At 39.6% G+C, this 21818-nt stretch carries 13 protein-coding genes and 1 tRNA gene; 10 read left to right on the plus strand and 4 right to left on the minus strand.

The window, feature by feature from the left end; all coding sequences use genetic code 11:
- Window positions 1–174 precede the first annotated feature (174 nt).
- From purC to purD, 5 genes are all read left to right on the plus strand, one after another.
- Entirely contained in the window at window positions 175–954 is a 780-nt protein-coding gene (gene purC, locus P0108_RS04620; RefSeq protein ID WP_410311099.1) for a phosphoribosylaminoimidazolesuccinocarboxamide synthase, read from the plus strand.
- 145 nt (window positions 955–1099) lie between these two features.
- On the plus strand, window positions 1100–4855 hold the full coding sequence (locus tag P0108_RS04625; RefSeq protein ID WP_473730803.1) for a phosphoribosylformylglycinamidine synthase: 3756 nt from the start codon (window positions 1100–1102) through the stop codon (window positions 4853–4855).
- 83 nt (window positions 4856–4938) lie between these two features.
- Window positions 4939–6426, plus strand: coding sequence for an amidophosphoribosyltransferase (gene purF, locus P0108_RS04630; protein WP_004105975.1), 1488 nt, complete (start codon window positions 4939–4941; stop codon window positions 6424–6426).
- Between the two features lie 96 nt (window positions 6427–6522).
- Entirely contained in the window at window positions 6523–7557 is a 1035-nt protein-coding gene (gene purM / locus P0108_RS04635; protein ID WP_119504477.1) for a phosphoribosylformylglycinamidine cyclo-ligase, read from the plus strand.
- A gap of 79 nt (window positions 7558–7636) precedes the next feature.
- Window positions 7637–8908, plus strand: coding sequence for a phosphoribosylamine--glycine ligase (gene purD, locus P0108_RS04640; RefSeq protein WP_410311098.1), 1272 nt, complete (start codon window positions 7637–7639; stop codon window positions 8906–8908).
- A gap of 115 nt (window positions 8909–9023) precedes the next feature.
- Here the strand turns inward: purD and P0108_RS04645 are convergent, their stop codons facing one another.
- On the minus strand, window positions 9024–11093 hold the full coding sequence (locus P0108_RS04645) for an LTA synthase family protein (RefSeq protein ID WP_473730804.1): 2070 nt from the start codon (window positions 11091–11093) through the stop codon (window positions 9024–9026).
- 310 nt (window positions 11094–11403) lie between these two features.
- On the opposite strand from P0108_RS04645, the gene P0108_RS04650 reads away from it, so the two are divergent.
- From P0108_RS04650 to P0108_RS04670, 5 genes are all read left to right on the plus strand, one after another.
- Window positions 11404–12783 carry an alpha/beta hydrolase gene (locus tag P0108_RS04650; RefSeq protein WP_116773697.1) on the plus strand — a complete coding sequence of 460 codons (1380 nt, stop codon included), beginning with the start codon at window positions 11404–11406 and terminating at the stop codon, window positions 12781–12783.
- 1 nt (window position 12784) lies between these two features.
- Window positions 12785–15448 (plus strand): bifunctional lysylphosphatidylglycerol flippase/synthetase MprF, encoded by a 2664-nt coding sequence (locus tag P0108_RS04655; protein WP_102703188.1) that lies wholly within the window; start codon window positions 12785–12787, stop codon window positions 15446–15448.
- Between the two features lie 113 nt (window positions 15449–15561).
- Window positions 15562–16026, plus strand: coding sequence for a 5-(carboxyamino)imidazole ribonucleotide mutase (gene purE / locus P0108_RS04660; protein WP_004108375.1), 465 nt, complete (start codon window positions 15562–15564; stop codon window positions 16024–16026).
- Entirely contained in the window at window positions 16010–17182 is a 1173-nt protein-coding gene (gene purK, locus P0108_RS04665) for a 5-(carboxyamino)imidazole ribonucleotide synthase (protein ID WP_004108378.1), read from the plus strand. Before purE ends, purK begins: the two co-directional genes overlap by 17 nt.
- Window positions 17183–17202: 20 nt before the next feature.
- Window positions 17203–17607 (plus strand): Fur family transcriptional regulator, encoded by a 405-nt coding sequence (locus tag P0108_RS04670; protein ID WP_004106002.1) that lies wholly within the window; start codon window positions 17203–17205, stop codon window positions 17605–17607.
- A 328-nt stretch (window positions 17608–17935) separates the two neighbouring features.
- On the opposite strand, the gene P0108_RS04675 is transcribed toward P0108_RS04670, so the two are convergent.
- The 3 genes from P0108_RS04675 to P0108_RS04685 all read right to left on the minus strand — a co-directional run bounded on the left by P0108_RS04675 (window position 17936) and on the right by P0108_RS04685 (window position 21759).
- Window positions 17936–19870, minus strand: a complete 1935-nt coding sequence (locus P0108_RS04675) for an SIR2 family protein (protein WP_473730805.1) — start codon at window positions 19868–19870, stop codon at window positions 17936–17938.
- A gap of 543 nt (window positions 19871–20413) precedes the next feature.
- Window positions 20414–20486: transfer RNA gene (locus P0108_RS04680), tRNA-Arg, on the minus strand.
- 79 nt (window positions 20487–20565) lie between these two features.
- The gene (locus P0108_RS04685; RefSeq protein ID WP_033888456.1) at window positions 20566–21759 is read right to left on the minus strand and encodes an SLC13 family permease; all 1194 of its coding nucleotides are present in this window, start codon (window positions 21757–21759) and stop codon (window positions 20566–20568) included.
- Between the last annotated feature and the right edge of the window lie 59 nt (window positions 21760–21818).

A 21818-nucleotide genomic window follows, 5' to 3' on the forward strand; every position in this document is an offset into this window, starting at 1 on the left:
TACATTGAGAATTAAGGCATAAGAGTTAAAAAAGATAATAATTTACGGTATGCACGAAGGGAAATTTTGTAGGTAACAATTGTTACGCTAATCGTGCTGGCAAAGGTCAGGTAAACCTACAAATATTGTTGGTTTGCGCCTACAACTGTGAATGCACATAAGAGAGGGCATATCATGGAAAAACTTGAGAAGTTGTACGAAGGCAAAGCCAAAAAACTGTATGCTACCGATGACACCAATGTGCTATGGGTTGAATACATGAACCAGGCAACAGCTGGTAACGGTCTGAAGAAAGCTCAGATTGCGGGTAAAGGCAGTTTAAATAACCGGATTACTTCGTTACTATTCCATTTACTTGAGGCGCGCGGCGTAAAAAGCCACTTCCTCGGACGAATTTCCGATACTGAACAACTTGTAAAGCGTATGCGCATGTTCCCACTGGAAATTATTATGCGAAATACTGCTGCAGGTTCTTTTGCAAAACGTTATAACGTTAAAGAAGGAACACCTTTAAAGAAGCCATTGTTGGAGTTCTGCGTAAAGTCCGATGAGCTTGGTGATCCATTTATTAATCCTGAAGGCGTTGTCGCTCTTGGATTAGCAACAGATGAAGAAATGGCGGAAGTCACTCGTCAAGCTCATGCTGTTAACAATGCTTTGTTGGATATTTTCTCCAAGATTGATGTTCAGCTTGTTGACTTCAAGATTGAAGAGGGCGTAGACGCGCAAGGTAATATTCTTCTCGCTGACGAAATAACTCCTGATACTTGCAGACTTTGGGATAAGCGCAATGCTGGTACGAACGGAGTAAGTCATTTGGACAAGGACTTGTTCAGGCGCGATTTAGGTGACATCATTCCTGCTTATGAAGAAATTCACGATAGGCTTGCATCTTTAGCTCAAAGCGAAGGTTTGGATGTTTCTGTGCGCAAACCTGACGATTGCGTAGAATGATAATGATTGTTGTGGCTCGTACCTTTAAGGGTGCGAGCCACATGCATTCTTAATGTGATTTTGAATAATTTAATATTTATAATTTAAAACCAATACAACAGTAAACACTGCATTCATACCGCACATTCAACAAGGTAGGTTTCTCGTGGTATTTCGCGTATATGTGGAAAAACGCACTGGTTTTGACGTTCAAGCGCAACAGCTTTTACATGAGCTTAGGGAGATTCTTGGCATAAGCGCGATTACTTCCGCAAGAATTATTAACCGTTATGACGTTGAAGGTATCAGCAAAGATTTGTTCGACAATGCTGTGCAAACAGTATTAAGCGAACCTCCAGTTGATAATACTTACGATTACTTGCCTATTGAAACCGACGAGCACGTATTTGCTGTAGAATTTTTGCCTGGTCAATTCGATCAGCGTGCGCAATCTGCTAGCGAATGCATTCAACTTATTAGTCAAGGCGAACGCCCAACAGTGCGCACTGCTAGAGTAATCGCTTTAAAAGGTAATCTTGACGAAAAAGCACTAAACGATATTAAACACTACGTTATTAATCCTGTTGAAGCGCGAGAAGCTTCACTTGATGAGGTAAAAAGTTTACAGCGAGAAGCAGTTGTACCATCTGATGTAGAAGTAATTAGCTCATTTAACGATTTAGACGAAGCTGGATTACAAGACTTTATTAATACTCGCGGTTTGGCAATGGATTTGGCTGACGCAAAGTTCTGCCAGAAGTATTTCTGTGAAGAACATAGAAATCCTACTATTACAGAAATTCGCGTTATTGATACGTACTGGTCCGACCACTGCCGTCACACGACTTTTGGCACCGAGCTTACAGATATTTCCATTGACGATAACACTGTTCAAGAAGCATTTAGCCGTTATCTTGATTTGCGAAAAGAACTAAATCGCGAAAATAAGCCTATTTGCCTTATGGATATGGCAACTATTGGCGCAAAATACTTAAAGCATACTGGCGAGCTTAAAAATTTGGACGAGTCAGAAGAAATCAACGCTTGCACAGTAAAAGTTAAAGTGGACGTAAACGGTCACGACGAAGATTGGCTATTCCTGTTTAAAAACGAAACACATAATCATCCTACAGAGATTGAGCCTTTCGGTGGAGCTGCAACGTGCATTGGTGGCTGCATCCGCGATCCTCTTTCTGGACGCTCTTACGTGTATCAAGCAATGCGCGTAACTGGTGCTGCAGATCCACGCACGCCTATTAGCGAGACTTTAAACGGTAAGCTTCCACAGCGAAAAATCGTAACTTCTGCCGCCGCAGGATACTCTTCTTACGGAAATCAAATTGGTTTAGCTACTGGCGAAGTGCATGAACTTTATCATCCGGGTTATGTTGCAAAACGTATGGAGGTTGGTGCGGTTGTTGCCGCTACCCCAGCCGACCATGTGCGCAGAGAAACTCCAGCTCCTGGCGATGTGATTATTCTTCTTGGCGGACGCACTGGTAGAGATGGTATTGGAGGCGCTACCGGCGCTTCTAAAGCTCAAGATGTTGAAAGTATTGAAGAGTGCGGAGCTGAAGTTCAAAAAGGTAATGCTCCTATTGAGCGAAAACTCCAACGACTTTTCCGACGCAAGGATGCTTGCCAACTTATTAAGCGTTGCAACGATTTTGGCGCTGGCGGCGTTTCTGTCGCAACTGGCGAAATTGCCGACGGCTTAACTATTAATCTCGACAAAGTTTCTAAAAAGTATGAAGGTCTCGATGGCACTGAGCTTGCTATTTCTGAATCTCAAGAGCGCATGGCTGTCGACGTTGCGTCAAGTGATGCTGAAGAATTTTTGAAGTATGCTCGTGAAGAAAATCTTGAAGCAGAAATAATAGCGACTGTTACTGAAGAAGCGCGAATGCGAATGACTTGGCGTGGAAAAACCATTGTTGACTTAAGCAGAGCATTCTTAGCTTCTAATGGCGCTCCAAAACAGCAGATATTGCATATTGAAAGTGGAGAATCTTACGAAACTCCATGGCAGAATCAGTCAGATTTGCCGTTAGAAAAGCGCATGCATAACTTAGTTTCGGATATTAATATTGCTTCAAATAAAGGCTTATCTGAACGATTTGATTCTACTATTGGCGCTGCTACTGTGCTTATGCCTTTTGGCGGTCGCCGTCAGCTTACTCCTGCTCAAGCTATGGTTGCTAAATTCCCAGTATTTGGCGAAACAAACACAGCTTCCGCAATGGCTTGGGGATTTAATCCGTATTTGATGGAAAAGAATCAGTTTACTGGAGCTTATGTTGCGGTTGTTGAATCATTGGCAAAGCTAGCAGCTAGCGGTTTCACGCGCGAACGCGCTTACTTGAGTTTGCAAGAATATTTTGGCAAGCCTCACGATATTCCAGAGCGTTGGGGAAAGCCAGCTGCAGCAGTTCTTGGTGCTTTAAGTGCACAGCTTGATTTTGGCGTTGGCGCTATTGGCGGCAAAGATTCTATGAGCGGCAGTTTTGAGAATCTGGATGTGCCACCAACTTTGATTTCGTTTGCTGTTTCTACCGGAGACGCACGTTTAACTGTTTCACCTGAATTTAAGGGTGTAAATCATAAAGTTATACGTATTGCTCCGAAGTATAAATCCGACGGAATTACTCCAGAAAAAGAAAGCTTCCTGAAAGCACTAGAAATTGTAGAAAATATTACGAAAAACAAGCAAGCTCTTGCTATATCTACTCCTAGCTACGGTGCTAGTGCAGAAAGCTTATTCAAAATGACGCTTGGAAATCATATTGGTCTTAAATTATTCAACAATTTAAGCGACGATGATTTATTTAAGCCAGCATATGGAAGCTTCTATGTTGAGCTTAAAGAAGACGCTGAAGTTCCGTCTTTAGCTAACACAAGCTTGGTTGACGTTGAGCTTGTTGGCGAAACAACTGAAAATTACGTAATTACTTCATCAAATGGCGAAGAAATTGATTTAAGTGATTTGCAAAAGGTTTGGGAAAGCGAACTTTCCTCAATCTTCCCATATAAAAAGCCTGGCGAGATTGTAGAAACTATTAATAACGAAACTAATGTTCCTACTACAGACCGCATGCACACAGGAAAACTAAAGCCGCTTTCGCATCCTCGCGTTATTATCCCAGTTTTCCCTGGAAATAATTGCGAATACGATACTCAAGCTGCTTTTGAAAAAGCTGGAGCAGACGCTCATACGCTTATTATTAATAATTTAAGCGCAAAAGATATTGCACAATCAGCTGAGAAATTGGTTGAAGAGATTAAAAAGAGTCAAATTGTAATGATTCCAGGAGGCTTCTCTGGAGGGGACGAGCCGGACGGTTCTGCAAAATTCATTACAGCATTCTTTAGGAATCCAGCAGTAACAGACGCAGTTCGTGACTTGCTTAATAATCGTGACGGTTTAATGCTTGGAATTTGCAACGGCTTCCAAGCGCTTATTAAGCTTGGTCTTGTGCCTTTTGGTGACATTATCCCAATAAATTCCGAATGCCCAACTCTTACCTACAACACTATTGGCAGACACCAAAGTAGGATTGTTCGCACTAGAATTGCTTCAAATCTTTCACCATGGTTAGCAAATACGCAAGTTGGAGACATGCATACTGTTGCAATTTCTCATGGAGAAGGTCGTTTTATTGCTACTAACGAAGTTATGGAAAAGCTTATTAACAACGGCCAAGTAGCTACGCAATACGTTGATAGCAATGGCGTTCCAAGCATGAGTTTGAATGTGAATCCAAACGGATCGATTATGTCCGTTGAAGGAATTACCAGCCCAGATGGTCGAGTTTTTGGAAAAATGGGACATTGCGAGCGCGCAGGTCGTGACTTGTATGTCAATATTCCTGATTTCCACGAGCAACCATTGTTTGAAGCTGGCGTTGAATATTTCACTGCATGAGCTTTAGTTTACAGTTGCAAGACTTGTATCAAAATAACTACAAAATTCGACGATTACAATCATCGATTATTAGGGGGGTATGAATGTCTGCAGAACTTGAAGATATTCACGAAGAATGCGGCGTATTTGGTGTGTGGGGTCATCAAGATGCAGCTAGGCTGACATATTTTGGACTTCATGCGCTACAGCATCGAGGACAAGAAGGTGCCGGCATTGTATCTAACGACAATGGCAAACTGCATGGGTATCGCGGATTGGGATTACTAACTCAAGTATTTAGCAATGAACAAGTTATGGATCGTCTTACTGGAAACAGGGCTATCGGTCACGTGCGATATGCTACTGCAGGTTCTGGAAGCGTTGATAACATTCAGCCTTTCCTATTCCGTTTCCACGATGGAGACGTAGCTCTTGCTCATAACGGAAATTTGACAAATTGCACTAGCCTACGTAATTCCTTGGAAGATAAAGGCTCAATATTCCACTCAAATTCTGATACTGAAATATTGATGCATTTAATTCGCCACTCCAGTAAAGCAACTTTTATGGATCGCCTAAAAGAAGCTTTACAAACTGTTCATGGCGGTTTTGCTTACTTATTGCTTACTCAAGATGCACTAATCGGAGCAACTGATCCAAATGGTTTCCGCCCTCTTTCGCTTGGTCGTATGAAGAACGGCGCGTACGTGCTTGCTTCTGAAACTTGTGCGCTTGATATTGTGCGAGCAGAGTTTATTCGCGATATTGAGCCTGGCGAAATCATTGTTATTAATGACGATGGCTACACTATTGAGCAATATACAAAGCACGTGCAGCATGCAGTATGCTCAATGGAATTTATTTATTTCGCTCGCCCAGATTCTAATATTTACGGTATTAATGTTCATTCTGTACGAAAGCGCATGGGTGCACGTTTGGCTAAAGAATCTCCTGTTGAAGCAGATATGGTTATTGGAGTTCCTAATTCTTCACTTTCTGCTGCTGCAGGATACGCTGAAACAAGCGGAATTCCAAACGAAATGGGATTGATTAAAAACCAGTATGTTGCACGCACTTTTATTCAACCGACGCAAGAATTACGCGAGCAAGGCGTTCGTATGAAACTTTCTGCTGTTCGTGGTGTAGTTGCAGGAAAACGCGTTATCGTTATTGACGATTCGATTGTTCGCGGAACTACTTCTAAGCGCATTGTGCAATTGCTTCGAGAAGCTGGCGCTAAAGAAGTGCATATGCGTATTTCTTCCCCTCCGCTTAAATATCCTTGCTTCTACGGTATCGATATTCAAACTACGAAGGAACTTATTGCAGCAAAGCATTCAGTTGAAGAAATTCGCGAGTATATCGATGCTGATTCCTTAGCATTTTTGTCTTTAGATGGATTAGTCGAGTCGATTGGATTAAAAAAGCCTGCTCCTTATGGCGGTTTGTGCGTTGCTTACTTTAATGGCGACTACCCTACTGCACTAGACGATTATGGCGAAGAATTCTTGGCTTCCCTTACTCCTGAAGAACGCGAACATTTGCAAGAAGTAAGGAAGCACAGTAAATATTCACACGAAAATCTTATATAACTTAATAACTTGATTATTTATTAATTAAATTGTTCATTGCAATTTATAAATAAAACTTAAGAAAATACTTATAACATTGTTACGAAAGGAACCAATATGCCACACGCATATGAAGAAGCTGGCGTAAGCGTAGAAGCAGGATACGAAGTAGTACGTCGTATTAAATCTCATGTAAATCGCACAAAGCGCCCAGGCGTTGTAGGCGGCATTGGCGGATTTGGCGGCTTATTTGATTTGGCGTCTCTTGGTTACAAAGAGCCAGTGCTGATTTCTGGCACGGATGGCGTTGGAACCAAGCTTGTGATTGCAAAAATGATGAATAAGCATAACACTATTGGCATTGATTGCGTTGCAATGTGCGTAAACGATATTGCAGCTCAAGGTGCCGAGCCGCTTTTCTTCCTCGATTATATTGCATGCGGAAAAAACAATCCTGAAATACTTGAGCAAGTAGTTTCAGGCGTTGCAGACGGTTGCGTGCAATCAGAAGCAGGTTTAATTGGCGGCGAAACTGCTGAAATGCCTGGAATGTATGACGAAGACGAGTACGATCTTGCAGGTTTTGCAGTAGGCGTTGCAGAACGTTCGAATATTGTTGATGGATCCACTATTACTGCCGGCGACGTGCTTATCGGACTTCCTTCTTCAGGAGTTCATTCAAACGGATTCTCTCTTGTTCGCAAAGCTTTGTTTGAAGAAGCAGGTTTTAGCGTTGACACCAAGCTAGATGAGCTTAATGGCAAAACACTTGGCGAAGTTCTTCTTGAACCTACTCGAATCTACGTAAAAGCTTTAAAGCCACTTTTTGCTGAACATCTTATTAAGGGAGTTGCTCATATTACAGGCGGCGGATTTATTGAAAATGTTCCGCGCATGTACGCAGATGATTTGGCTGCAAAAATTGATACCACTAGCTGGAGCGTTCCACCTATTTTTGGCGTTATTGAACAAGCAGGCAAAGTTGCTCACGCTGAAATGTTCAACGTTTTTAATATGGGCATTGGCATGGTTTTGGCAGTTGATGAAAGCCGAGCAAACGAGGCAATGCGAGTACTAAACGAGCATGACGAAACCGCTTATATTATTGGCAAAATGGCTAAGCGAGAAAACGTTGCAGTTGAGTTGTTGTAAACTACAAAACCGCAAAACCGAAAAATATAAAGCTGCAAAACAGTAGACAGCAAAATCTTAAAGCAATAAAGGATTAAAAATGAAAGTTTTAGTAGTTGGTTCTGGCGCTCGCGAACACGCTATTGCACACGCGTTACTTAAAGAAGAAAGCGTTGAAGAAGTAACTGTTGCTCCTGGAAATCCTGGTATTGCAGCAGATGGAATTCAAACTGTAAACATAAGTCAATCAGATCATGACGCTCTTATTAAGTTCGTTAAAGACAATAACTACGATTTTGCGTTCATTGGTCCTGAAGTTCCCCTTATGAATGGCATTGTTGACGATTTTGAAGCGCATGGAATTGCCGCTTTTGGTCCAAACAAAGCCGCAGCTCAAATTGAAGGCTCTAAAGATTTCGCAAAAAAGCTTATGGCTCGTCACAACGTTCCAACCGCCTCCTACAAAACATTTGACGCTTTGGAACCGGCACGCGCATACGTTCTTGAGCATGGTGCTCCAATTGTTATTAAAGCGGACGGTTTGGCTGCTGGAAAAGGCGTTACTGTTGCTATGGATGAGCAAACAGCAGTTGATGCTTTGGAGGATATTTTCGTAGATCATCGTTTTGGTCAAGCCGGAGCAAAAGTTGTTATTGAAGAATTTTTGCAAGGTCAAGAGTTTTCACTTATGAGTTTTGTAAGCGGAACTGATTTTTGGGTTATGCCTATTTCTCAAGATCACAAGCGTGCTTATGACGGAGACAAAGGGCCGAATACTGGAGGCATGGGAGCTTATAGCCCTGTACCGCAAATTAGCGACGAAACAGTTCAGCGTGCTATCGACGAAATTGTGCGCCCAACTGTTGAAGGACTAGCTAAAGAGGGTACGCCTTTTACTGGCGTGCTTTATGCTGGCTTAATTGATACAGCAACAGGTCCTAAAGTTATTGAGTTTAATGCTCGTTTTGGAGACCCAGAAACAGAAGTTGTGCTTCCTCGCCTTACTTCAGATTTTGGTGCAGCTATATGGAATATTTTGCGACATAAAAGCCCAACTTTTACTTGGAAAAATAGCGGTGTTACGCTCGGCGTGATCATTGCTAGCGAAGGCTACCCTGGCACTTTAGTTACTGGAACTCCTCTTCCTCAAATTCCTGTTGACGAAAATCAAGGTCAGCACGTGTATTATGCAGGAGTAAAAAGCGATGAAGAAAGCGGCGAACTTCTTACTTCTTCAGGTAGAGTAGCTCTTGTGCAAGTGCATGGAGATGACGTAAAAGACGCTCAAAACAACGTCTACAGCATATTAGATAAGGTTAATCTTCCACACATGTTCTTTAGGCATGATATCGCATCTAAAGCTTTAAAATAGTTTGTTAATTGATATAGTTTTCATTAACAAATTGCAAATCAATAAGCCCCTCGCTATTTGAAACATACTATGTATCAAATACAAACGAGGGGCATTGTAATAACCAAACTAGCTTTTAGCGCGGTAATTTCAGAAAATCAGTATTACGCAAATAATGCTTTCCAGCAGTAATATCGTATTGTATTAAGCGATAGTCATGAAGAAGTTGACGTGACTTCTTATCCATCTTAGACAAAATCATAGGATTACCATCGTTATCCAAATAAATTGATTGTCCCTCAGGAATTCTATCCCAGCCTTGAATAGTATTTACAACAGGAGGCTCCATAGCGCTCACATGCTCATGTAAACAAGTTAAGAAAGCAAGATACGGAGAAACTTTAGCGTTCATATGTAAAGCAGCCTGAGAAATAAAGAAGTTAGGCGAAGAATACTTATTAGTATGATCTACATCTTTATTTGTATTAGAATGCTCTACATTTTTGTTTGAAGATTTTTTCTCACTACGCTCTTTACGCTCCAAAGCAACCTTATTTGACCAAATAAAATAATCAGTCAAATGCAAAGACAATGAATTCTTTTCATCTGAACTTGCAGTGCCGTAAATTCCTGGCAAATGGTCACCATAAAACATAACAGTAATAGGCTTATTTAGTTTATCTAAACTCTTCAAAAACGCTTGTGTTGCCTCATCAGTGTGTTGCACACCCTTAGCATACGTTTCAATAGAAGTTTTTTCATCATCACCAAGATCAGCGGCACCATCTTTAGGAGACGCTTCGAATTCATTATTCGCATACCAATCCCTATAAGGCATATGGTTTTGCATAGTAACAATTTGTACGAACCTAGGTTGCTTATGCTCTTTAATCTTTTCTAACGCACTCTTATATGCTGATGCGTCAGAAACATACGGTGATTTATCTATAACATCACGGTGAGCAATAACATCAGGTCCTTGCAATGCGTAAAACTTACTAAATCCAAACTTTTTGTAATTAGTAGCGCGCAAATACATGCTCGGCTCATACGGGTGGAAAGCTATAGATTTAATAGAATTACGAGAATCATCCCAATATTGATTAATAGTTGGAGACCATTGAGCATTAGGAACCAACTGCTGATACGGGCTAGTCATTGAAGGATCAAAATTAGCCATGCTCAAACCAGTTAAAGACATGTACTCTAGATTTGCAGTACCGCCACCATAACCAGAAGAAAGCATCAAACCACTATCCGTATGCTTCTTTAAATTGCTAATAAATGGTATTGGATTCTTGTTCAACTTCAAACCAGGAACACGAGTAGGATCAGAGAACGATTCAGACAAGATAAGAATAAAAGTATTATCGTTCATATTTGTTGTACGAGAACGATTTATACGTTTAGCTTCATCGTTATAACGCTTGTATACAGCCTTCATAGTTTCTTCACTGTAATCAGCCGGTTTATCCATAATTTTAGGATTTACATTACGCAAAAATGCCACAATAGCACCATTGCGTTGAGCGTCATAAACAGAATCCCACATAGCAGGACTGTCACCAAGCATTTTAGAAAAAACATTAGCCGAAGAGTCAACTGTGCCAACGCCGCCAATATACCAGCTTAAATTCCCTATTAAAATCAACGCAATTGCAACACGAATACCAGCAGAATAACGCCAATCTTTAAATCGCACAATCTTTCCATGATTTGTATCAAATATGTGTAAGCAAACAGTTGTAACTAAAAGCAAAATAAAAACGCCTAAAGCAACACCAATGACCATAGGAGCATTATCTGGCAAAAATGAAGCGACATTACCAGTGTTACTTTTTAAAAAGTTTAAGTCCGCAGGAAGAATAGTTTCATAACGAACATTTACTTTCATATATTCAATAACAGCAATAAGCAATGAAACACTTAGAATTATTGCACTTGATATCCAAAATCGGTTACTAATCAAAAGAATTAAACCGTATATCATCGCAACAACGAGCGCACTAAGAACAATAACGAAATTAAGTTCTTTCCAGGTTTTAGTTATTAATCCCCAACGTCCACCAGACATTGCAGAAGTCATCTCAACTCTTCCAGCGCGCTGCACACCCATTTGCACAATAATTACCGACATGCCGTCAATAACAAAGAAAAGAAATGCATACAGCCAATACGGAACTTTCAAGCGCAAAAATGACTTCATACTATCCTCAATAAATCACACACGTACTAATTATTACTAATAATGTGCAAGTTTACTTATTGCTATCGTCATAAATTTTTAACAATGCATTGAAACAAGAAAAAATAGCAATTTTAATACTTAGGACTGATTACAATATATGTTTCGATATTTATTATTTAAATAGAATAAATAATAAAAAATAAAACAAATATTGAGGAAAATTTCAGATACTAGCATTACATTACTAGGTTGGGCAATTACTGTGCGTATATGTCGCTTAGATTAGTAACTGGTACGCAAATTAGACTAGAAAGTATAGGAGTCAAACATGCTGCAATTGGCAAAAGTGAGTCTTTTGCAAGGATGGCTACCAGTAAGCCTTTTTAGCGTAAATGGTATTTCTTTAGTCTTGTTGCTTTTTATGAAAACAAAACGCGGCAAGAAAATGTTCCACTTACTAATACAACTTGCAATAGGTGTCATAACATTTTTTGTCGGTGGAATAATTGCTTGGCTTATTTCTGACGTGTTTCTTGTATTCGAAGTAAGTCTTGGATGGCTCGTTATTTTTTCTATTGCATGCGGCTTCGGGCTTATAGGTTTTGCAGCAACAGCATTTGTTTTCTTACACAAATGGAGAAAACTAGTTGCAGTAATAGCTATTATCTTGACGTTAGCAAGCACAGCTCTTCATGTAGACATGATTTATGGGGAATACACGACAATAGGTTCAATATTTGGAATGGGCGGTTTTCCAAAACTAGAAGTTAATAAGCAAAAATCCGCATCCTCTAGTATTAAACAATGGAGAGAGTTAGCAGCACAACAAAAACTGCCAAAACTGCCTAAAAAAGGTATTGTTCGTTCAGTTTATATCCCTAACACTGCTTCACATTTCAATGCCAGAATAGCAAACGTATACTTGCCACCTGCTGCACTTGTTAAAAAACCACCAAAACTGCCAGTTATGGTCATGTTTGCAGGACAACCTGGTAGCCCTAATCACTTTTTTGCAGCAAGCGATATTGCAAATACTTTAGACAATTACGCGAAAAATCACTACGGTCTTGCACCTATTGTTGTAGCCCCTGACCAAAATGGTAAATCTTCGCATAATTCTCTGTGTGCGGATACACATGTGTTCGGCAAAGCAGAAACATATTTAATTAATGATGTTCCTAAATGGATACGCAAACATTTGCCAGTAAGCAAAGATCCTAAAATGTGGCTTATGGGCGGCTTCTCACAAGGAGGCACTTGCTCAACGCAACTAGTTCCATCTCACCCTGATATATTTGGAAACATTTTTTCTGCCGGAGGGGAACTAGAACCAACATATAAAAATCGCCAAGAAACAATTAATCATTATTTCAATGGAAACACATCAGAATATGAGCGACATATACCTAGCGTGATAATGCGTAAAAATGCTCCTTTGAAACAAAATTATTACGCTATTGCGGGCTCATGGGATACTAAATCTCAAGCGAATCAGGCAACCATCGCACTAAGCGCACATCGCGCTGGAATGAATGTTATAACCATGCTTTCTCAAGGCAATGGTCATGATTGGCACACAGTAAAAGCTGGATTAAAAATAGCAATTGATCAATTCTGCAAAAAAACAGGTATTTCAAGCACTGCACCAAAACTTAATACCTACCAAAATGTACAAATTCTTATCAACCAGCAAGTGAATCGAGACTAATATGATGCTGTCTTTCTTTCATAAACGTTGTAAGAAAAATGATTCTGATTCTAAACATTCAGCAATTCGGCATACAAAAATATTGATGCACGATTTCATAACCTGGATGCAACATAAAGTTTTTGCATTAACGCTTACATGCATTTTTATTGTTATAAATTGCATACACTGGCTCGTATTAGCACTTATGCATTTTTATACTTATGGCACAAGCGCTACTCTTGCACAATTGTTTATGCGACATCATCGTTCAAAAGGTCCAAGCCTATTCTTCGGGCACGGAAACGTCACAGAGCTGCTGATAAAAGTGTGCCATTCGCTTATTTTCGTAAATAATATGCCATCTCTTATGGTTAATTGTTTACTTGTTGCCGTACTTATTGGCGTTGCAGAAACTCGTATAAGTAGACTTAATATTATTTATATTGCAATATTTAGCACACTTGTTGGCATAATTGTAGGATTAACAATCATAGGTAATCTTTCAATCATTATTCGAAACATGCATTGGATTACCAAGATTCCTATTCGACTATCTCCATTCACACTGTTTATTGGCGCTTTTATGGCTTCTGCATCTTACGAATCTATTTTGTGGCGCAGAAGAACTTTAGTAATTGGATACGCTACTACTTCAGCAATGCTTCTTTATAGTGGAAATCCAGGCGATTATTGCACTATTATTGCAGCCCTTACAGGACACATCATCGGCAATATTATGAGCAAAACAAAAGGCGTTAGACGAAGTGTAAACTGGTGGGAAGGTACAGATTACGAAATTCGTAGGCTTTTTGCAGTAGCTCAGAGCATTATTGCATTAGGTCCAGTGTTGGCATTATCTTCACGCTCTCACGCAGGAATTCTTACTACTCTTGGTTTGTTTATGTCACCGCAACTAGGCTCTAAGACATGGCTTACGCGATGCATGACAAATTACAGCACAAATAATTGTTTTCTTCATTCAGGTCTACATCACGCTGCAATTGGCGAATTATGGATTCGCATTCTATTACCAAGCATCACACTGATGATTATTGCGTGGGGAATGTTACGAGGGCGTAGACTAGCTGCATTAACTTCTATATTTATAAACGCACTGACTGTGCTATATGCAGGAATGTATTTCACTGTTTTGCCTTTAATTGCCACAAAACAAAATATTTTGGAACATCAACATAATGCTGTTGCTGTTGCTTTTATGCTTACCGCTCTCCCACCATTATTGCTTACTATTTTGTTGATAATTAATTTAAAGCATTTTTCTGTTCATACGAGCAAACTACAGGCACGTTTGGGACTAATAGCAATTTTTATAGCATTGTATATAACTGGTGCTGGATATGTTGCTTTTGGTCTTATGATACCTGAAGAATTTACTCCATCTGCTGATATTTACCACTTATTGCGAGATTTACCAGGGCGCTGGATGCCTATGGGATTTGGAAACAGATCTAACGCAATGCTTCGCACTGAAACACCCCTATCTTCTTTACTAGCACAAAGCGTGGGCGTGATATTCTGGACAATATTGTTTATTGTCTGCTTTACGTGGTTCCGCAGCAGCATCTCTACAAGCGAAAACGATAGAAAAAAAGCAAGCTCATTAGTAGAACTTGGTGGAAACACAATGAGCTTTATGACGACTTGGGCGAATAACCATTATTGGTTCTCTCAAAGCGGGCAATCTGCAATTGCCTATAGACTAAATTACGGTATTGCGCTCACTCTTACAGAGCCTTTTGGAGATGAAAAAGAGTATTCACAAGATATTCGAGGATTTATTAAATTCTGCGAACAAAATTCGTGGTCTCCAGCATTCTATGCTGTGCACGATAAAACGCGTCAAGAACTAGAAAAACTTGGATTTACTTCTATTAAAGTCGGAACAGACATGCTAGTAGACCCTAATACTTGGCAGACGCGAGGGAAAAAATGGCAAGATATTCGTACAGCTATAAACAAAGCAAAACGAGATGGAATTGCCGACGTACTTACAACTTATAACGAAGCCTCTTGGGACGTACGGCAACAAATTGTAGAAATTTCAGAAGAATGGGCAGAGTTAAAAGCTCTTCCAGAAATGAAATTTACTCTCGGAGGACTTGACGAACTTCAAGATAGCCGCGTCAAAATTTTATACGCTATTAATGAAGACGGCAGAGTACTTGGAGTAACAAGCTGGATGCCAACGTATAGAAATAATCGAATTATTGGTTGGACACTTGATTTTATGCGTCACCGCACAGATAGTCCTAATGGGATTATGGAATTATTAATTGCTAGAATGGCAGAACGTTTAAGAGATGAAGGATTAGAAAACCCAGACTGTTCTGTAGAATTTATGAGCCTTTCTGCAGCACCTCTAGCTGGCATAAACGAAGACATATTGAACGAAAATGGTCAAAAATCTTCTAACGTTATTAATCATGCGCTAGAAATGATGTCTGACATTTTGGAACCAGCTTATGGGTTCAAATCGCTATATTTCTTCAAGAAAAAATTCCAGCCATCCGCAAGTTCCGTATATGTTTGCTATATGGATTCTGCAAAATTAGCTCAGATTTCACTAGCTGTAACTCACGCCTATTTACCGGAAGCTAATCCTAAACAAATACTAGAAATGGTAAAATCGTTGCGACCAAAAAGCAATGAAGCGAACAAATAATTTGTTAAGTTTTAGATAAACTTCGGCGAGTTCTCCCTAGTGTTGCGTAAAGTAACAAGTGCACGTCAGGGAGGTTCATCGTGTCAGAAGTAAAGCCAACCGTCGCTGTCGTAATGGGATCCTCAAGTGATTGGGAAACCATGCGTCATGCTTGTGAAATTCTAGATAAGTTCCAAGTTCCGTATATGAAACGAGTTATTTCCGCACATCGTACACCGGAATTAATGGCAGATTTTGCGCATAATGCTCGCTCAAACGGTTTCCACATTATTATTGCTGGAGCCGGCGGAGCCGCCCACTTGCCTGGCATGATTGCGGCACAAACCACGCTTCCTGTTATTGGAGTGCCAGTACGCTCGCATGCGCTATCAGGCTGGGATTCATTGCTTTCAATAGTACAAATGCCAGGAGGTATTCCTGTTGCAACTACTGCAGTTGGAAACTCTGGTGCGACAAATGCTGGATTGCTTGCTGTAAGCATTTTAAGTACAACTGATAATCGTCTTGCTAAAGAACTAGCAGAATATCGCAATGAACTAAAAGAAAAAGTCGAGGAATCAAATGCCAACCTTATCTGAAGTAACTAATGGCGCTGTTGAACGTTTAATGCCAGGATCCACTATTGGAATTATTGGCGGCGGCCAGTTAGGGCGCATGATGGCTATTGCAGCTCGCCATATGGGTTTTCGTATTGGTGTTCTTGACCCTACGCTTGACTGCCCTGTGTTCCAAGTAGCAGATTTGCAAGTTGAAGCTAATTACGACGATCCTGAAGGCTTGCGTGAGCTTGCTGAACGTTGCGATGTATTAACCTACGAATTTGAAAATGTTAACGCAGACGCACTTGATAAAGTTCGTCATTTAACCGCAATCCCACAAGGAACTGACCTGTTACGCGTAACTCAAGATCGCGTCAGTGAAAAAACGTTCATTAATAGTCATAAAATCGAAACAGCTCCGTGGCGTGAAGTAAATAATTTGGACGACTTAGATGCTGCTATTGACGAAATAGGCTTGCCAGCAATTCTTAAAACTCGTCGCGGCGGCTACGACGGTCATGGTCAAGATGTTTTGCGCACAGAAGAAGACGTTGCTAACATTCACCATCGCTCGGATCGCGGAGGAAAATTCCCTCCTTCAATTCTCGAGGGTTTCGTCGATTTTGCTTTTGAAGCATCAATCCTGGTTTCTGGAAATGGTAAGGATTTCGTAACTTATCCTCTAGTAAAAAACGTGCATCACAATAGTATTTTGCACATGACTTTAGCTCCTGCAGTAGTTGATCCTGAAGTTGAAAAAACAGCTCACGAATTAGCTTTGCGCTTAGCTAAAGGATTCGAACTAGCAGGAACATTAGGAATCGAGCTTTTCATCACTAAAGATAATCGCGTAGTAGTAAACGAACTTGCTCCTCGCCCTCACAATTCCGGGCATTATACGATTGAAGCTTGCGATATGGATCAATTTGAAGCACATATTCGCGGTATTGTTGGTTGGCCTTTAAAGAAGCCTAAGCTACTTTCCCCTGCTGTTATGGTAAATGTTCTTGGGCAACATGTGGCTCCTACACGTTCGCTGATTTTGGAACATCCAGAATGGCATATACATGATTATGGAAAAGCTGAAGTTCGTAAGAATCGCAAAATGGGTCATATTACTGTGCTATGCGATAATCCTGTTGACGCTGCTGCCGCATTAGATGCAACAGGCTGCTGGGACGACGAGCTAGACTAAAAACGACGAAAGGATGCGAGATGTCTAGTGAGCCTATGCGTAGACATACAAAACAAAAAGAAATAGTACTCTCCTACTTACGCGAGTCTCGTAATTTTGTTTCTGCACAAGATTTGCACCGAATACTCGCCAAAGACGGGGAGATTATTGGCTTAGCAACAGTGTATCGTCAACTTAATTCTTTAACTCAAAGCGGCGAAGTAGATACCGTGCGCTTTAATGGACAGCAATTATTCCGTATTTGCGATGAAAATACTCATCACCATCATTTAGTGTGCGAACGTTGCGGAAAAACCGTCGACATTGAGCCACCTGACGACGAAGGATGGATTCATAAAGTAGCTGAATCTCACGGGTACACTGTGGTGGATCATACGCTAGAAGTATTTGGCTTATGCGAAAGCTGCCGCGAAGAAGATAAGTAACCTGTACGCGTCTTTAAGACGCGTACAGGTTGGTTTCTGCGCTAGTAACGCTCAATGACGTTTTTTTCGTTACTGACGCAGTCAGCGTACTGCACAAGTAACACTCAATACCGTTCTTTCGTTACTCCTGCAGATTACGTTCTGCGCGAATAACGTATTTTTACGTTCTTTCGTTACTGGCGCAGATGAGTACTCTCACATCACCCTTTATTCCACATATTCATTTTTTAATTTTATTAATAAACAAATAATCCTCAATTTTATTGAAACTATGCTTTTGTAGCTTATTATATTCTGTTGCATTCAACTTAAATTTTGTATATGACTTTTACTTGCTATTTTTTAAAAATAAACCCTCTCGTTTTCCTATGCGCAAAAGCGTTTTCTTCAAACTTTTTGGAGTAATCTTTTTGATGGAATTAAATAGCAATTCTTTTTCTTCATCACTAATTGTCAAATCCGTACAATCATTTATAAGAGACTTCTTTTTAAAAATAGCTTTCACGATGTTCAAAGTATTATCATTTTTCTTAGCTTCTTCTAAAGATTTATTGACATCTTCATCCCTATAAATGATAGACAATGCACTCAAATCACTTCCTATAGTTCCAACGATTTTAACCATGTGCTCATACTCATCTTTATTGTATGGATATAATCTGCAGAGATACTTACAAGCTCCAATTATTGTTGCGTGATTACCTATAGCCTTAGCTCTTGCCAATAAACTTCTAAGTTTTCTTTTTGCACGTTTCTTTAAAAATGGAATTTTACAGTCTATTGCCAAAGACCTAAGTTCACATTCTTGTGCAATGACTTCGTTACTCTTATACAATTCTTCATCACGAATAAACATGCTATTCACAAGTGCAAAACGAATCCTAACTAAAAGCAATAAACCGTATTTTCTTCTTAATAACGGAACTTTTAAAGAAAGGCTCGATGGAACACGCATTTGCAACGAAGACACATATTCGATTTTTGAATCTGCTAAATATTGGCGCCTGTCTATAGATGACAATCCGTATTTCTTTGCTGTTTTCTTTAGTTCTTTCGCAAGTTGACGATATTTATCAAAATCCGCACTTTCTCTTGCAAGGGAAATCCTCGCTTTTAGCAATATAATTCTTTCTTTACTAGTTAATGAATTACAATCATCATCATCGTATTTTTCAGACAACTTTTCAATCATACATTTCAAATCTTTATTTTGCCCAGTTCTTTGCAAAAGCAACATCCAGAATATTTCTTTATTAAAAGATATATTTTTCGCATCAATGTTTGACTCAATTTCTTTTAAAAATTTTTCTTTTTCTTCTGTAGAAACTGAGCTGTCCTTAGTTAGTTCACGAATATGATCAACAATATCACTGCCGCCATCAAAAGTTGATAACACATTCATCAACTCATCTTTCATATTGGATGGATATCCTGTTATCTTGACTACATTATGCAATGATGAAGCATTTTCTTCTGTTAGCTTATCAATTTCAGATTCTTTAGGATTTCCAACCGTCCAGAAAAATTTTCTGTCCTCATAATGACTATTTCGCAAAATCGGAAAATAATCCACATCTCTTCCGCTATATCCCCAAATACACACGTCATGCGTCTTAATATTACTTTTTACATAATCTGCAAAATCGCTTTTTTTGGAAATACCTGGCATTGTTGTTGCAATATCATCTCTTGTTACTGCATTCCCTGAATTTTCTCTTAAATTTCCATGCAATTTACAGATTACTACTTGTGATTCAAGTGATTCATCAGTTGGACAATCAACATAAACAAGATGGGGCAGTCTAAGCTTTTCGCAAGATGATTCGAACATTTTATCATAATTCATGGTAAAAATTGGAACCTTTGCAAAATATGAATAAGCTACTATGAAATAATGTATTATATTTGGTTGCGGTTCATAGTCCTTCGTGAAATGATCTTTTTTAAGACAATTCCACATCTCTAAAACACGGTCATCCCCTGTACATTCCAGTAGTACTGAATAAAATAGCTCTGGTTGAACTATTTCACAAATATAATCTTTACGAGACATTTCTTTTTGTGGGACACACCAACCACATTTATCAAATTCCATCAAGAATTTATCACAAGTATGTTGTAAGACATCATCAACTTTTGCAACCCCAGATTCAATGCTGATTCCTGATCCAGTAAAAAATAAACCTCTTTCTTTCATCAAACAATCAAGCAATTCTTCTTTATCTTTTTTATTACTATCTTCAAATACGATATCATTCACCATCACAATCTCCTTTGAGAAAATTTTGACAATAATCTAAATATTTTAATTTTTATGAAGAATACAAAATCTATAAAAACTTCAATGTTACATATCTAAAACGTGAATTATACTCACTACTTTATTTTTCGCAAAAGTTTATATATTTATATATGTATTACAACAATGTTTGGGCTGTGCCTTATAACACAGAATATCTAGAAGCTCAGCTTTACACACTTTTGGAGTTATAGCCCAAGCTCGGTTATAAACCAAAGGTGTGTAAAAAATCTTGTCTTAGACCTTGTAATGCAAGCGTTTTGCTGTAATCGAATCTGTTTTCTGCACATTCGCCGCTAGGAAAAATGTTTTCCAAATCTGCGAAAAGCGACAGAAACTTTACAGCGTTGTAAAGAAAAATGTCGGAAAATCCCCGGCAAATGTTCCACAAAATGTCCGATAAGGCAGACTAAGCTTGCGTTGAAAGCACACAGTGCTTTCAACCATAAGCAAGCTCGGCACTCTGAAAAATCTTGAAATACACTATGCTATTTCAAGATTTCATCGTGCCCCCGACGCGACTCGAACGCGCAACCAACGGATTAGAAGGCCGTTGCTCTATCCTTTGAGCTACAGAGGCAAACAAATGGTTATTATACCAAAAAACTGTTATCAACGCGCCATAAAATTATAAATATCAAACGTTTATATAAAAATTGTTATTCAATAATCCACGCAAGTGACATCAACACTGCAAGGAAGAACACATTGACAATAGTATACGTGAGCAAATAACGCCCACGGTAATGCGAATACTGGTGTGTAATTCCCTTATAAGAAATAAGCGAAGCCATAGAAGCAATCAAAGTACCCATTCCACCAAGATTCGTGCCAATAATAAGAAGCTTCCACTGATCACAGAATCCAGAAAGCAGAATCGTCGTTGGTACATTACTAATAAATTGGCTTGAAGCAATAGAAACTTCCATCGGATGCGCACCAACCCACATTTGCGCAAGATCGCTAAATCCAGAAACTCGGCGCATATTGCCAATAAAAACAAAGAACATAATAAACGTGAGTGGCAAAGCCCAATCTAAAACACGGAATACGTGGCGGTCGCAAACAAGAAAAGCTGCAACCATAATAAGCACCATAATCCAGTCAGGAATCCATCCACTAACACCACACAAGCAAACGACAAACAGCAAACTATAAACAGCAACACGCCAGCGAGTAAAATTCATGCCGTAACCCATAACACGAATTTCATCAGGCTGCGGATGACCATGCGAAGGAGCCAACACGCTTTGTTCAATATCGTCACCATGCAAACCTGCAAACTGGTCAACTGTGCGCGACTTAAAGAATACGAATGCAAATACGATCATCAACAGTGCTGCTGTAATCGTATAAGGAGCCATAATCTTCAAAAAATCTTGCGTAGACATATGAGTCAACGCCTTTAAATACAGATTGTGAGCATTGCCAATAGGAGTGAGCATACTTCCAACATTGGCACCAATGGTCATAAGCGTAATTACAAGAATTGACTGCTTTTCAGCATTCGCCATTACGAGCACAGATAGCGCAAAAGGCACAAAAGTAACCAAAGCAACGTCGTTCGTGATCCACATTGCTGAAAAGAATGTTAACGACATAAGCACGAGCACCAAGCCGCGCTCAGTGCGCACATGCCTTAGCAAACGCGCACCAATAGATCGAAACACACCAATGCGCTGGAATCCGCACACAACCATCATAAGACACACTAATTGCGAAATAGTGTTGACATGAATATAACTCAAATATTGCGGATCTAGAGGTACAAAAAAACAAGAAATAACCGCTAAAATTGCGGCAACAATAAGAATGGTTTCACACTTGACCAGATTCAACAGCCAGCGCTTCATCATTCCTCCGTAACGCAATAGACACAATGGTTCTATTGTACTAGAAACCCAGTCCTACA

The organism is Gardnerella sp. c10Ua_244, assembly GCF_055818055.1.

Bases quoted from the DNA above. Each gene is read 5' to 3' on its own strand.
- P0108_RS04685 (WP_033888456.1), bottom strand. From the start codon at position 21,759: ATGAAGCGCTGGCTGTTGAATCTGGTCAAGTGTGAAACCATTCTTATT.
- P0108_RS04645 (WP_473730804.1), bottom strand. From the start codon at position 11,093: ATGAAGTCATTTTTGCGCTTGAAAGTTCCGTATTGGCTGTATGCATTT.
- purD (WP_410311098.1), top strand. From the start codon at position 7,637: ATGAAAGTTTTAGTAGTTGGTTCTGGCGCTCGCGAACACGCTATTGCA.
- purC (WP_410311099.1), top strand. From the start codon at position 175: ATGGAAAAACTTGAGAAGTTGTACGAAGGCAAAGCCAAAAAACTGTAT.
- P0108_RS04650 (WP_116773697.1), top strand. From the start codon at position 11,404: ATGCTGCAATTGGCAAAAGTGAGTCTTTTGCAAGGATGGCTACCAGTA.
- P0108_RS04655 (WP_102703188.1), top strand. From the start codon at position 12,785: ATGATGCTGTCTTTCTTTCATAAACGTTGTAAGAAAAATGATTCTGAT.
- purK (WP_004108378.1), top strand. From the start codon at position 16,010: ATGCCAACCTTATCTGAAGTAACTAATGGCGCTGTTGAACGTTTAATG.
- purE (WP_004108375.1), top strand. From the start codon at position 15,562: ATGGGATCCTCAAGTGATTGGGAAACCATGCGTCATGCTTGTGAAATT.
- P0108_RS04670 (WP_004106002.1), top strand. From the start codon at position 17,203: ATGTCTAGTGAGCCTATGCGTAGACATACAAAACAAAAAGAAATAGTA.
- purM (WP_119504477.1), top strand. From the start codon at position 6,523: ATGCCACACGCATATGAAGAAGCTGGCGTAAGCGTAGAAGCAGGATAC.
- P0108_RS04675 (WP_473730805.1), bottom strand. From the start codon at position 19,870: ATGGTGAATGATATCGTATTTGAAGATAGTAATAAAAAAGATAAAGAA.
- purF (WP_004105975.1), top strand. From the start codon at position 4,939: ATGTCTGCAGAACTTGAAGATATTCACGAAGAATGCGGCGTATTTGGT.